We start from the raw sequence: 13,496 nt of genomic DNA on the forward strand, positions 1-13,496 counted from the left end.
AGCACGATGGGAAAAATCACCGGCTTCATGGAGCATGAGCGTGTCGAAGAGGGCTACAAGCCCGTCGAAGAGCGCGTCAAGCACTACAAGGAATTCGTGGTCGGCCTGAACACCGACCAGGCCAAGGTGCAGGGCGCACGTTGCATGGACTGCGGCACGCCGTTCTGCAACAGCGGCTGCCCGGTCAACAACATCATTCCGGACTTCAACGACCTCGTGTACCGCGACGACTGGCAGAACGCCTTCGCGGTGCTCGACTCGACCAACAACTTCCCCGAGTTCACCGGCCGCATCTGCCCCGCGCCCTGCGAGGCTGCCTGCGTGCTCAACGTGAACGACGACGCGGTCGGCATCAAGTCGCTGGAACACGCGATCATCGACCGCGCCTGGGACGAAGGCTGGGTGGCACCGCGCGTCGCCAAGCACAAGACCGGCAAGAAGGTTGCCGTGGTCGGGGCCGGCCCCGCCGGCATGGCGGCGGCTCAGCAACTGGCGCGCGTCGGCCACGACGTGACCCTGTTCGAGAAGAACGACCGCATCGGCGGCCTGCTGCGCTACGGCATCCCCGACTTCAAGATGGAGAAGACGCACATCGATCGCCGCGTCGAGCAGATGAAGGCCGAGGGCGTGACCTTCCGCACCGGCGTCATGGTCGGTGCTGCGAAAGATCCGCTGGGCAAGGGTTCCAAGGTCACCAACCTGGCCAAGGAAACCATCACGCCCGAGCAGCTGCAGAAAGACTTCGACGCCGTGGTGCTCACCGGCGGCGCCGAGCAATCGCGCGACCTGCCCGTGCCCGGCCGCGACCTCGACGGCATCCACTTCGCGATGGAGTTCCTGCCGCAGCAGAACCGCGTCAACGCGGGCGACAAGGTCAAGGGCCAGTTGCGCGCCGAAGGCAAGCACGTGATCGTCATCGGCGGTGGCGACACCGGCTCCGACTGCGTGGGCACCAGCAACCGCCACGGTGCCGTGAGCGTCACGCAGTTCGAACTGATGCCTCAGCCGCCCGAAGAAGAGAACCGCCCGCTGACCTGGCCCTACTGGCCGATCAAGCTGCGTACCAGCTCCAGCCATGAAGAAGGCTGCGAGCGCGAGTTCGCCATCTCCACCAAGGAGTTCATCGGTGAGAAGGGCAAGGTCACCGGCCTGAAGACCGTTCGCGTCGAATGGAAGGACGGCAAGATGCAGGAAGTGCCCGGCAGCGAGCAGATCCTCAAGGCCGACCTCGTGCTGCTCGCGATGGGCTTCATCAGCCCCGTGGCCACCGTGCTCGACGCTTTCGGTGTCGAGAAGGACGCTCGCGGCAACGCGCGTGCCACGGTCGACTTCATCGGCGGCTACGCAACGAATGTGCCCAAAGTGTTTGCAGCCGGTGACATTCGCCGTGGCCAGTCGCTGGTGGTGTGGGCAATTCGCGAAGGGCGTCAAGCGGCGCGCTCGGTTGACGAATTTTTGATGGGATTCAGCGACTTACCGCGCTGATTTTTGTTTCAGTGAAGCGGCGCCGTTCGCGGCCCCGTTATCATCCGCGGAAACCGCATGCCGGGATGCCTGAGAAGGCGCCCGGCTTTTTTATTGTGATGGACCCAGCCACACCACCGTCTTCCTCCTTCGTCGAATTCCGCGATGTCTCGTTCGGCTACGGCGCGCGCGCGATCCTCGACGGCGTGTCGTTCTCCGTGCCGCGAGGCAAGGTGACGGCGTTGATGGGGGCGTCGGGTGGTGGCAAGACCACCGTGCTGCGCCTGATCGGCGGCCAGCAACGCGCCCAACGCGGCGAGGTGTTGTTTGACGGCAAAGACGTCGGCCGCTTCGATGTCGCAGCGCTGTATGCGGCGCGGCGCCGCATGGGCATGCTGTTCCAGTTCGGCGCGCTCTTCACCGACATCAGCGTGTTCGACAACGTGGCCTTCCCGCTGCGAGAGCACACGCAGCTGTCGGAAGCGCTGGTGCGCGACATCGTGCTCATGAAGCTCGATGCCGTCGGTCTGCGCGGTGCGCGCGACCTGATGCCCAGCGAGATCTCGGGCGGCATGGCGCGGCGCGTGGCGCTGGCCCGTGCGATCGCACTCGACCCCGACCTCGTCATGTACGACGAACCCTTTGCCGGTCTTGATCCGATCTCGCTTGGCACGGCCGCGCGTTTGATCCGTCAGCTCAATGATGCGTTGGGCCTCACCAGCATCATCGTGTCGCACGACCTCGAAGAAACCTTCCGCATCGCAGACCACGTGATCGTCCTTGCCAACGGCGGTATCGCCGCGCAGGGGCGGCCCGCGGAGGTGCGCGAAAGCGCCGACCCGCTGGTGCACCAGTTCGTCAATGCGCTGCCTGACGGGCCTGTGCGTTTCCATTACCCGGGCGTCAGCATCGAGGACGATTTCGGGAACAGGGAAGGGGGGCGGTCATGAGCTGGTGGAAGCCTGCCGATGTCGGCTTTGCCGTGCGCAGTCAATTGGCTGGCATGGGCCATGCCGCCAAACTCTTCCTGCGGCTGCTCGGTCCGGGCGCGCAGATCATGCGCCGCTTCGGGCTGGTGCGCGACCAGATCCATTTTCTGGGCAACTACTCGCTCGCGATCATCGGCGTGTCGGGGCTGTTCGTGGGCTTCGTGCTCGGGCTGCAGATGTACTACGCGCTGCAGCGCTACGGCTCCTCCGAAGCGCTTGGACTGCTGGTCGCGCTGAGTCTCGTGCGCGAACTCGGCCCCGTGGTGGCGGCCCTGCTGTTCACCGGCCGGGCCGGCACGTCGCTGACCGCCGAGATCGGCCTCATGAAAGCCAACGAGCAGTTGAGCGCCATGGAAATGATGGCGGTCGACCCGGTGCAGCGCATCCTTGCGCCGCGCTTCTGGGCCGGTGTCATCACCATGCCGTTGCTGGCTGCCGTGTTCAGCGCGGTCGGCATCATGGGCGGCTACGTCGTGGGCGTGATCATGCTGGGCGTCGACCCGGGCGCGTTCTGGGGCCAGATGCAGGGCGGCGTCGATGTCTGGCGCGACGTCGGCAACGGCGTCATCAAGAGCATCGTGTTCGGTTTCACCGTGACCTTCGTTGCGCTGCTGCAGGGCTTCGAGGCCCAGCCGACGCCCGAGGGTGTGTCGCGCGCCACCACGCGGACCGTGGTGATGGCGTCGCTGGCGGTCTTGGGGCTGGACTTCCTGCTCACCGCCATGATGTTCAGTATCTAAAGGGGCCCGGGCTCCATCGTTCTAGACAGAGAGTGCAAACCATGCAACGTTCCACCAACGACATCTGGGTCGGCCTGTTCGTGCTGATCGGCGGCGCCGCGCTGCTGTTCCTGGCGCTGCAGTCGGCCAACCTGTTGAGCCTGAACTTCCAGAAGACCTACACGGTCACCGCGCGTTTCGACAACATCGGCGGGCTCAAGCCCCAGACCGCGGTCAAGAGCGCTGGCGTGGTGGTGGGGCGTGTGGAATCCATCGCATTCAACGACAAGGCCTTTCAGGCCGACGTGACGCTGGCGCTTCAAAACCGTTACAGTTTTCCCAAGGACAGCTCGCTCAAGATACTGACCAGTGGCCTGCTCGGCGAGCAGTACATCGGCATCGAGGCGGGCGCCGAGGAAAAGAACCTGCAAGCCGGCGACACCATCACCGCGACCCAATCGGCCGTGGTGCTGGAGAACCTGATCAGCCAGTTCCTGTACAGCAAGGCCGCCGAGGGGAATACGGCGCCGGGAACAGCCAACAAGAAATGACCACACGACTTTTTTCGTCGCATGCTATTAAAAGTGTAGCGAGACCCGCCCGCTGGGCAACCGCAGCCGCCTGTCTTGCACTCGTGGCCGGATGCGCCACCGGGCCCGGGGCAAGCCCGGTCGACCCCTTTGAGCCGTTCAATCGCGGCGTGACGCGCTTCAACGACACCGTCGACGAGGCTGTGCTCGAGCCCGTGGCCAGCACCTACCAGAAGGTGGTGCCCTCGCTGGTGCGCCAGGGCGTGACCAACTTCTTCAGCAACATCGGTGACGTCTGGAGCCTGGCCAACAACGTGGCGCAGCTCAAGCTGCAGAACAGCGCCGAGACCTTCATGCGGCTGAACGTCAACACCTTCTTCGGTCTGGGCGGCCTGCTCGACGTTGCGACCGAGGCGCGCCTGCCGCGCCATGAGGAAGACTTCGGCCAGACGCTGGGTTACTGGGGCGTGGGCGCCGGCCCGTACATCGTGCTGCCGCTGCTTGGGCCGTCCACCCTGCGTGACACGGTGGCCAAGCCGCTCGAACTCTACGGCGATGCGCAGGGCTACATCCACGATGTCGCCTGGCGCAATTCGCTGTCGGCCCTGCGTGTCGTGGACACCCGTTCGCGCTACCTGGGCGCGACCCGCCTGCTCGACGAAGCCGCACTCGACAAGTACTCGTTCACGCGCGATGCGTTCCTGCAGCGCCGCCGCAACCAGGTCTACGACGGCAATCCGCCGGACGACGACAACGCCGGCAAATGATGGCGGCGCGGCGGACGGGAAGCCTGCTTGCATCCGGTTGCAGGCTTCACCTCCGCTTCAGGAACCCGGTCGGCCTGGCGCCTGTCGAAACCGTTCCTGTCTCAGCACGGGGCCATTGGCTGCACCGTGCAGGGGAGACAATTCAACCTGAGGGACTTACATGAACAACAAGATCTTGCTGCAACGACGCGACCTGGGCCGCCTGGCATTGGCCGGCGCGCTGCTGTTCGGCGCCGCCACCGCTTTCGTGCACCAGCCCGCCTACGCGGCTGATGAAGCCCCCGACGCGCTCGTCAAGCGCCTGTCGACCGACGTGCTCGAGACCATCAAGGCCGATTCGTCGATCAAGGCCGGTGACATCAACAAGATCATGCTGCTGGTCGACAGCAAGATCATGCCCAACGTCAACTTCCAGCGCATGACCGCCTCGGCCGTCGGCCCGGCCTGGCGCCAGGCCACGCCCGAGCAGCAAAAGCGTCTGCAGGACGAGTTCAAGACTCTGCTGGTGCGCACCTACGCCGGCGCGCTCGACCAGGTGAGCGACCAGACCGTCACCATCCGCCCGTTCCGCGGCGCGCCCACCGACACCGACGTGCTCGTGCGCACCGAGGTCAAGGGCCGCGGCGATCCGGTGCAGCTCGACTACCGCCTCGAAAAGACGCCGGGCCAGGGTGCCGGCTGGAAGGTCTACAACCTGAATGTGCTGGGCGTGTGGCTGGTCGACACCTATCGCACCCAGTTCGCGCAGGAAATCAACAAGAACGGCATCGATGGCCTGATTGCCGCGCTGGCCGCGCGCAACAAGGGCAACGGCAAGGGCTGACGGGCGCACGCCATGCTGGTCCTTCCCTCCCGGCTCACCCACGACGAGGCTCCTGCCTGCATGCGCATGCTGCAGCAGGGGCTCAAGGGCCAGACCGACTCGACCTCCACCGTGGTCGATGCCACGCCATTGGCCCAGTTCGATTCCTCCGCGCTGGCGGTGCTGCTCGAGTGCCGACGTGAGTCGAGCGCGCTGGGTCGCAGCTTTTCCGTCAAAGGCCTCTCGCCGCGCCTGCGCGAGCTGGCGGCCCTGTACGGCATCGCGGGCCTTTTGCCCGCTGCGCCCTGACACCCTAGCGCGTGCGTGGCACTGCTGCGGTCAGCAGTGCGAGCGCCTTGTTCAGGGTGGAGGTCGCGAATCGCTCCCCCTTGGAGTGGCCGATGCGCACGACGACAAGATCGTGCGACGGAATCACGAGCACGAACTGGCCCCCTGCGCCGAGCATGTAGTAGGCCGTCGTCGGCACCGCCAGCGCCCCTGTTCCATTGATCCAGAAGAATCCCCCGTAGATGGGGCGCTGATCTGCGGCCCAGGCAGGTGCGGCCGTGCTCACGAAATTGACGAACCCCTCGGGAAGGATGCGCTCGCCGTTCCACACGCCGTCCTGCAGGTAGAGGTTGGCCAGTCGGGCCCAATCGCGGGCCGACATGAAGTCGTAGCCTTGCGTGAGGAAGTTGCCGTAGGGATCGGTCTCGATCACCATGGAGCGGATGCCGATCTTGTCGAAGATGGCGCGCTGCGGGAACGAGAGGTACTCTTCACCGCGCTTCTCGACGGCAAGGCGGACCAGGTAATTGGCAAGCACCGGATCGGTGTTGCGGTAGCGGCCCACCGTGTTGGGCGGCCATTGCTGCGGTCGGGTCGCGGCGTAGTTGAAGGCGTTGATCCGACCCGTGTAGTAGTAGAGGTGATCGGGGTAGGTGCCGTTGGGATCGAAGTCCGGATCGTCCGGGGCCTTGATGCGCAGCCCGCTGGACATGCGCAGGATGTCGGCAATGCGGATCTGCTGCCGGCCGTCGCCGGCACCTTGCCACTCGGGAATCGGCGCGGGCTGGTCGAGCTTGTACGTGCCCTGCTTGATCAGCACGCCCATCATCGTGGCCACGACGCTCTTGCCCATCGACCATGACTCGAGCGGCGTTGTCGTGCCGATGCCGTTCATGTAGCGCTCGCCAATGAGCCGCCCCTTGTGCGTGACCACGAAGGCCGCGGTGTAGGCCTCCGTGTTTTCAAAGGCGGCGCCGAGGGCCTGGGTCACCTTGGCCATGTCGACATCGGCGGGCGGCGGGTCGTTCGGCAGCACATCCCCCATGGGCCAGGGCATGGTCGCCGGGTCGGCCAGCGCGCTCTTGACATTGACGGGTGTGAAGAAAACGTCGTCCTTGCCGGGCGGCAGCGTGATGCAACCCTGGGAGCCGAAATGGCGGGCCACCAGCGTCGGACCGCCGTTGGGCATCGTGATGCGGACCTCCTTCTTGGCGCGGTCGACCACCGGCGCGCCCACCTTCTTGCGCTGCTCGTACGGCCCTGTGAAGTACCCGATGGTTTCGGCGGCGACAGCAGGGTCGAGTCCGGTGATGAACACCGCCGAGCACATGGCCTTGGCATACCCGGACGTGTTGTGCTCCAGCACATCACCGGGTGGCGGGACGTAGGGCGTGTCCAGCTCCAGGCACTTGGCGCGCGCAATGAGCGCATCGCGGGCCGGCAGTTGGGTCGAACCGGAAGAGGCGTTGCAAGGTGGGGCGGTGCCACCCCCTGCGCCAGTGCCCGCGCCGGCACCGAGTCCAAGGCCGATGCCACCACCGCCGCCGCCGCCACCTCCACCTCCTCCCCCGCAAGCGGTCAGCACCATCGCCAGGAGAAGGGCGGCAACAGTTGAGAGGGGGCTGCGGATCAAACACTTCATGGGCGTTCCTCGCGATGGGCGGTTGCGGTGCGCAAAATCGGCACCGGCGGGATTGTGTGTGAACTCCGGACCGATGCCTAGGGCGACCGGCCCTGTGCGTTCACCCCTGCACTGCGCTGAAAACCCCATCGCCCGTAAAATCGCGGGCTCCCATGCCCGCGATCTCATTCCAGTCGGTCTCCAAGACCTACCCTCCCTCCCGTCAGCAACGCGCCCAAGGCAAGCAAGGGCTGCGTGCGGTCGACGAGGTTTCCTTCCAGATCGAGCCGGGCGAGTTCTTCGGCCTGCTCGGTCCCAACGGCGCGGGCAAGACCACCCTCATCAGCATGCTCGCGGGCCTGTCGCGGCCCACGGCGGGCGCGATCAGCGTGCACGGCTTCGACGTGCAGCGCGACTACGCCGAAGCCCGGCGCCAGCTCGGCATCGTGCCTCAGGAGCTGGTGTTCGACCCCTTCTTCAACGTGCGCGAGTCGCTGCGCATCCAGTCGGGCTACTTCGGCATCAAGAACAACGAGGCCTGGATCGACGAGCTGCTGCAGAGCCTGGGTCTGGCCGACAAGGCCACCGCCAACATGCGCCAGCTCTCGGGCGGCATGAAGCGCCGCGTGCTGGTGGCGCAGGCGCTGGTGCACAAGCCTCCGGTCATCGTGCTCGACGAGCCCACGGCCGGCGTCGACGTCGAGCTGCGCCAGACGCTCTGGCAGTTCGTCGCCAAGCTCAACAAGCAGGGCAGCACCGTGCTGCTCACCACCCATTACCTCGAAGAGGCCGAGGCGCTGTGCAACCGCATCGCGATGCTCAAGCTCGGCAAGGTGATCGCCCTGGACCGCACCAGCGAACTGCTGAAATCGGCCGCGAGCAACGTGCTGCGCTTCAAGACCGACGCCATGCTGCCCTGGGCCATCGCCCAGCACGCGCGCATCACCGGGCGCATCGTGCAGCTGCCGGCGCAGAACGCGCATGAAGTCGAACAACTGCTGGCCGCGATCCGCGAAGCCGGCGTCGCGGTGGAAGACGTGGAAATGCGCAAGGCCGACCTGGAAGACGTGTTCATCGACCTGATGGCGGGCGAGCAGACGCCGCTGGAGGTGTCGCGATGATGGCCGTCACCGGTTGGCGCGCGCTGCTCTACAAGGAAACGCTGCGCTTCTGGAAGGTGGGCTTCCAGACCGTCGGCGCGCCGGTGCTCACCGCGCTGCTGTACCTCATGGTGTTCGGCCATGTACTCGAAGGCCGCGTGACGGTCTACGGCACCGTGGGCTACACCGCCTTCCTGATCCCCGGCCTCGTGATGATGAGCGTGCTGCAGAACGCGTTCGCGAACAGCTCGTCCTCGATCATCCAGAGCAAGATCATGGGCAACCTCGTGTTCGTGCTGCTCACGCCGCTGTCGCACTGGGGTTGGTTCTTCGCCTACGTGGGCTCCTCGGTGATCCGCGGGCTGGCGGTGGGCGTGGGCGTGTTCGCCGTGACCATCTTCTTTGCCGTGCCGAGCTTCGTGGCGCCGGTGTGGATCGTGGTCTTCGCGCTGCTGGGCGCTGCCATGCTGGGCACGCTGGGCCTCATCGCCGGGCTCTGGGCCGAGAAGTTCGACCAGATGGCCGTGTTCCAGAACTTCCTGATCATGCCCATGACCTTCCTGTCGGGCGTGTTCTATTCGATCGGTTCGCTGCCGCCGTTCTGGCAGAGCGTGAGCCACCTGAACCCCTTCTTCTACATGATCGACGGCTTCCGCTACGGCTTCTTCGGGGTGAGCGACGTTTCGCCCTGGCTGAGCTTCGGCATCGTCGGTTCCGCCTGGCTGGTGGTGAGCGCCATCGCCGTCCACCTGCTGCGCATCGGCTACAAAATCCGCGGCTGACCGCGACTTCCAAGACCCCATGACCGCTGACGAACTCCAGACCATCATCGCTGCCCATCTGCCGTGCGAGCACATCACGCTCGAGGGCGACGGCCGGCATTGGTACGCGACCATCGTCTCGGCCGAATTCGAGGGCAAGCGCGCCATCCAGCGCCACCAGCGGGTCTACGCCACCCTCGGTGCGAAAATGCACACCGACGAGGTGCATGCGCTCTCGATGAAGACCTACACGCCGGCCGAATGGGCGGCAGTGGACAAATGACTTTCCGGCCCCTGCGGGCCTCCTGATTTCGCTGGATCCTTCATGGACAAACTTCTGATTCGCGGCGGGCGTGAGCTTCGCGGCGAAGTGCTCATTTCCGGCGCCAAGAACGCCGCGCTGCCCGAGCTGTGCGCGGCGCTGCTGACCGACCAGCCCGTGGTGCTGCACAACGTGCCGCGCCTGCAGGACGTGTCGACCATGCTCAAGCTGGTGCGCAACATGGGCGTGACGGCCGAGGCCGACGACAACGGCACCGTGCGCCTGAACGCCGGCGCACTCGGCAACCCCGTGGCCCCCTACGAACTCGTGAAGACCATGCGCGCCTCGGTGCTGGCGCTGGGCCCGCTGCTGGCGCGCTTCGGCCACGCCAAGGTGTCGCTGCCCGGCGGTTGTGCCATCGGCTCGCGGCCGGTCGACCAGCACATCAAGGGCCTGCAGGCGATGGGCGCCGAGATCCTGGTCGAGCACGGCTACATGGTCGCGCGCCTGCCCGAAGGCCGCACGCGGCTGCAGGGCGCACGCATCCTGACCGACATGGTCACCGTCACCGGCACCGAGAACTTCCTCATGGCTGCCGCGCTGGCCGAAGGCGAGACGCTGCTCGAGAACGCCGCGCAAGAGCCCGAGATCATCGACCTGGCCGAAATGCTCATCCGCATGGGCGCGAAGATCGAAGGCCACGGCACCAGCCACATCCGCATCCAGGGCGTCGAGACGCTGCACGGCTGCGAGCACGCCGTGGTGGCCGACCGCATCGAGGCCGGCACCTTCCTGTGCGCTGTGGCAGCCACGGGCGGCGAGGCCTTCCTGCGCCATGCGCGCGGCGACCACCTCGACGCCGTGATCGACAAGCTGCGCGATGCCGGCTGCACCGTCGTGACCGAACCCGACGGCATCCGCATCGGCTCGCTGGGCCCCGCGTACGACCACCTGAAGGCACAGAGCTTCAGCACCACCGAATACCCGGGCTTCCCGACCGACATGCAGGCCCAGTTCATGGCTTTGAACGTGATCGCGCGCGGCGCCTCGATGGTCACCGAGACCATCTTCGAGAACCGCTTCATGCACGTGAACGAGATGGTGCGCCTGGGCGCGCGCATCCACGTCGAAGGCAAGGTCGCGATGGTCGAGGGCGTGCAACAGCTCTCGGGCGCCACCGTGATGGCCACCGACCTGCGCGCCTCCGCCAGCCTTGTCATCGCCGGCCTCGTGGCCGAGGGCGAGACGCTGGTCGACCGCATCTACCACCTCGACCGGGGCTATGACCGCATGGAATCGAAACTGCGCGGCCTCGGTGCCGACATTGAACGCGTGACGGGAGCCGCCGCATGATCACCTTGGCTCTTTCCAAAGGCCGCATCTTCGAAGAGACGATGCCCCTGCTGGCCGCCGCCGGCATCGAAGTCACCGAAGACCCCGAGAAGTCGCGCAAGCTCATCCTCGAAACCACCCGCCCCGACGTGCGCGTGGTGCTGGTGCGCGCCTCCGATGTGCCGACCTACGTGCAGTACGGCGGCGCCGACCTCGGCGTGACCGGCCTCGACGTGCTGCTCGAGAACGGCAACCAGGGCATGTACCAGCCGCTCGATCTGCGCATTGCGGCCTGCCGCCTCAGCGTGGCCGTGCGCGCCGACTACGACTACGCCTCGGCCGTGAAGCAGGGCTCGCGCCTGCGCGTGGCGACCAAGTACGTGGGCCTGTCGCGCGACTTCTTCGCCAGCAAGGGCGTGCACGTCGACCTGATCAAGCTCTACGGCAGCATGGAGCTGGCACCGCTCACGGGCCTGGCCGACGCCATCGTCGACCTGGTCTCGACCGGCAACACGCTCAAGGCCAACCACCTCGTCGAGGTGGAACGCATCATGGACATCAGTGCCCGGCTGGTCGTCAACCAGGCCGCGCTCAAGCTCAAGCGCGAACCCATCCGCCGCATCATCGACGCCTTCGCGTCAGCCATTCCTTCCGCCTGAACCTCACGCACATGACTCTGCAAGCAGCCCCCGCCCGACTGTCCACGAACTCAGCCAGCTTCGACGCTGAATTCAAGGCGCGGCTGCATTGGTCCGCGGACGACGACGCGGCCATCGAGAAGGTGGTGGCCGACATCCTTGCCGACGTGCAAAAGCGCGGCGACGACGCGGTGCTCGAGTACACGAACCGCTTCGACAAGCTCGATGCGAAGACGTTGCCCGAGCTGGAGCTGACGCAGGCCGAGCTGAAGGCCGCCTTCGAAGCATTGCCCGCAGCTCAGCGCGACGCGCTCGAAGCCGCCGCGCGCCGCGTGCGCAGCTACCACGAGGCCCAGAAGAAGGCCTCCGGCGAAAGCTGGAGCTACCGCGACGCCGACGGCACGCTGCTGGGCCAGAAGGTCACGCCGCTCGACCGTGTCGGCATCTACGTGCCGGGCGGCAAGGCCGCGTACCCGTCGAGCGTGCTGATGAACGCCATTCCCGCGCACGTCGCGGGTGTGAGCGAGATCATCATGGTCGTGCCGACCCCGAAGGGCGAGAAGAACCAGCTCGTGCTCGCTGCTGCCTACGTGGCCGGCGTGACGCGCGGCTTCACCGTCGGCGGTGCGCAGGCCGTGGCCGCGCTGGCCTACGGCACGGCCACCATCCCGGCCGTCGACAAGATCACCGGCCCCGGCAATGCCTACGTGGCCGCCGCCAAGCGCCGCGTGTTCGGCACCGTGGGCATCGACATGATCGCGGGCCCGAGCGAAATTCTGGTGCTGGCCGACGGCTCCACGCCACCCGACTGGGTGGCCATGGACCTGTTCAGCCAGGCCGAGCACGACGAGCTGGCCCAGAGCATCCTGCTGTGCCCCGACGCCGCCTACATCGACCGCGTGCAGGCCGAGATCGACCGCCTGCTGCCGACCATGCCGCGCGCCGAGATCATCGCCGCCTCGCTCAACGGCCGCGGCGCGCTGATCCACACGAAGAGCATGGAAGAGGCCTGCGAGATCAGCAACCGCATCGCCCCCGAACACCTCGAAGTGAGCAGCAGCGAACCGGGCCGCTGGGAGCCGCTGCTGCGCCACGCCGGTGCGATCTTTCTGGGCGCGTTCACCAGCGAGAGCCTGGGCGACTACTGCGCTGGCCCGAACCACGTGCTGCCGACCAGCGGCACGGCGCGCTTCTCGAGCCCGCTGGGCGTGTATGACTTCCAGAAGCGCTCCAGCCTCATCGAAGTGAGCGAGGCCGGCGCCCAGGTGCTGGGCCCGATCGCCGTCACGTTGGCCGAAGGCGAGGGCCTGCAGGCGCACGCCGAAGCCGCGCGCATGCGCCTGCGTAAGATCTGAGGCTCCAACAACCCCGCTTCAGGGAGGAGCACGCCAGATGATTCAACGCCTCTATCGTTCGCGATTTTTCCGCTTCGCCACCGGCCTCGTTGCAGGTGCCGCCTTGCTGGCCGCCTGCACCCAGATGCCGCAGACGCGCACCCAGACGGCCGCGATGTCGGCAACCCCCAGTGCCGCACCCGCGCCCGCACAACTGGGCACGCAATGGGGCGAAGGCATCGAGTCGAAGACCCGCACGGTGGCTGCCAAGCGCCTGTCCGACCAGCCCGACGACGTGGCTTCGGTGGGCTACAACGAAGCGTCCGCCGTGCGCCGCGACGTGGGCAGCAACCCCGAGCGCCGGCTCAACCTGCAGCTGGCCCAGGGCGACATCGAATGGTCGGTGCTCGACGAGAACGACCGCCCGCTGCCGCTGCAGCGCGCACGCCGCAGCAGTGGCGATGACATGTTCCGCCTCGCCGGCGTCGAAGGCGCGCGCTACACGCTGCGCTTTCGCAACCTCAGCGACCGCAGTTACGAGGTGATTGCCACCGTCGACGGCCTGGACGTGCTCAACGGCAAGCCCGGCAGCCTGCGCAACGGCGGCTACGTGCTGCGCCCGCAGCAGACGCTCAACATCGAGGGCTTCCGCAAGAGCCAGAGCGAAGTGGCCGCCTTCCGTTTCGCCACGCCGGGCCGTGCCTACGCCGCGAACACCGACGCCGGCGACGTGCGCAACATCGGCGTGATCGGCGCCGCGCTGTTCGAGCTCGAAGAGCCGAATGTGCCGCGCCGCACGCGCCGCGATGCCTCGCCGTCGCAGCCCAGCGCCTTCCCGGCCGACGGCGCGCACGCCCCGGCGCCGCGCTACCGCAAGTAAGCAGCGAGG

Annotated in this window: 15 protein-coding genes; 14 read left to right on the top strand and 1 reads right to left on the bottom strand. The window is 66.6% G+C overall.

Features of this window, described 5'->3' with window-relative positions; translation table 11 throughout:
• Positions 1-6 precede the first annotated feature (6 nt).
• The 7 genes from CLU95_RS20470 to CLU95_RS20500 all read left to right on the top strand — a co-directional run bounded on the left by CLU95_RS20470 (position 7) and on the right by CLU95_RS20500 (position 5,580).
• Positions 7-1,485, top strand: coding sequence for a glutamate synthase subunit beta (locus CLU95_RS20470; protein ID WP_099795293.1), 1,479 nt, complete (start codon positions 7-9; stop codon positions 1,483-1,485).
• A 65-nt stretch (positions 1,486-1,550) separates the two neighbouring features.
• Positions 1,551-2,414, top strand: a complete 864-nt coding sequence (locus CLU95_RS20475) for an ABC transporter ATP-binding protein (RefSeq protein ID WP_099795294.1) — start codon at positions 1,551-1,553, stop codon at positions 2,412-2,414.
• On the top strand, positions 2,411-3,193 hold the full coding sequence (mlaE, locus tag CLU95_RS20480) for a lipid asymmetry maintenance ABC transporter permease subunit MlaE (protein WP_099795295.1): 783 nt from the start codon (positions 2,411-2,413) through the stop codon (positions 3,191-3,193). Before CLU95_RS20475 ends, mlaE begins: the two co-directional genes overlap by 4 nt.
• 41 nt (positions 3,194-3,234) lie before the next feature.
• A complete protein-coding gene (mlaD, locus tag CLU95_RS20485) occupies positions 3,235-3,723 on the top strand; it encodes an outer membrane lipid asymmetry maintenance protein MlaD (protein ID WP_062471729.1) in 489 nt (162 codons plus the stop codon).
• Positions 3,720-4,469: an MlaA family lipoprotein gene (locus CLU95_RS20490; protein WP_099795296.1), complete on the top strand. Its 750-nt coding sequence runs from the start codon at positions 3,720-3,722 to the stop codon at positions 4,467-4,469. Before mlaD ends, CLU95_RS20490 begins: the two co-directional genes overlap by 4 nt.
• Before the next feature lie 160 nt (positions 4,470-4,629).
• A complete protein-coding gene (locus tag CLU95_RS20495) occupies positions 4,630-5,292 on the top strand; it encodes an MlaC/ttg2D family ABC transporter substrate-binding protein (protein ID WP_099795297.1) in 663 nt (220 codons plus the stop codon).
• Between the two features lie 12 nt (positions 5,293-5,304).
• The gene (locus tag CLU95_RS20500) at positions 5,305-5,580 is read left to right on the top strand and encodes an STAS domain-containing protein (RefSeq protein ID WP_099795298.1); all 276 of its coding nucleotides are present in this window, start codon (positions 5,305-5,307) and stop codon (positions 5,578-5,580) included.
• Positions 5,581-5,584: 4 nt separating this feature from the next.
• On the opposite strand, the gene CLU95_RS20505 is transcribed toward CLU95_RS20500, so the two are convergent.
• Positions 5,585-7,201, bottom strand: coding sequence for a serine hydrolase domain-containing protein (locus CLU95_RS20505; RefSeq protein ID WP_099795299.1), 1,617 nt, complete (start codon positions 7,199-7,201; stop codon positions 5,585-5,587).
• A gap of 152 nt (positions 7,202-7,353) precedes the next feature.
• Between CLU95_RS20505 and CLU95_RS20510 the strand changes: the two genes are divergently transcribed.
• From CLU95_RS20510 to CLU95_RS20540, 7 genes are read left to right on the top strand one after another with little or no spacing between them, the layout of a single operon-like run.
• Positions 7,354-8,301 (top strand): ABC transporter ATP-binding protein, encoded by a 948-nt coding sequence (locus CLU95_RS20510; RefSeq protein ID WP_095949878.1) that lies wholly within the window; start codon positions 7,354-7,356, stop codon positions 8,299-8,301.
• Positions 8,298-9,062: an ABC transporter permease gene (locus CLU95_RS20515; RefSeq protein WP_099795300.1), complete on the top strand. Its 765-nt coding sequence runs from the start codon at positions 8,298-8,300 to the stop codon at positions 9,060-9,062. Before CLU95_RS20510 ends, CLU95_RS20515 begins: the two co-directional genes overlap by 4 nt.
• Positions 9,063-9,081: 19 nt before the next feature.
• Complete coding sequence (locus tag CLU95_RS20520; RefSeq protein ID WP_056572757.1) at positions 9,082-9,324, top strand: BolA family protein; 243 nt, start codon at positions 9,082-9,084, stop codon at positions 9,322-9,324.
• A gap of 42 nt (positions 9,325-9,366) precedes the next feature.
• A complete protein-coding gene (gene murA, locus CLU95_RS20525) occupies positions 9,367-10,656 on the top strand; it encodes a UDP-N-acetylglucosamine 1-carboxyvinyltransferase (protein ID WP_099795301.1) in 1,290 nt (429 codons plus the stop codon).
• Positions 10,653-11,294: an ATP phosphoribosyltransferase gene (hisG, locus tag CLU95_RS20530; protein ID WP_099795302.1), complete on the top strand. Its 642-nt coding sequence runs from the start codon at positions 10,653-10,655 to the stop codon at positions 11,292-11,294. Before murA ends, hisG begins: the two co-directional genes overlap by 4 nt.
• Before the next feature lie 11 nt (positions 11,295-11,305).
• Complete coding sequence (gene hisD / locus CLU95_RS20535) at positions 11,306-12,628, top strand: histidinol dehydrogenase (protein WP_099795303.1); 1,323 nt, start codon at positions 11,306-11,308, stop codon at positions 12,626-12,628.
• Positions 12,629-12,665: 37 nt separating this feature from the next.
• Positions 12,666-13,487, top strand: a complete 822-nt coding sequence (locus CLU95_RS20540) for a hypothetical protein (protein WP_099795304.1) — start codon at positions 12,666-12,668, stop codon at positions 13,485-13,487.
• Positions 13,488-13,496: the final 9 nt, after the last annotated feature.

Source organism: Variovorax sp. 54 (assembly GCF_002754375.1).
Lineage (GTDB): Bacteria > Pseudomonadota > Gammaproteobacteria > Burkholderiales > Burkholderiaceae_C > Variovorax.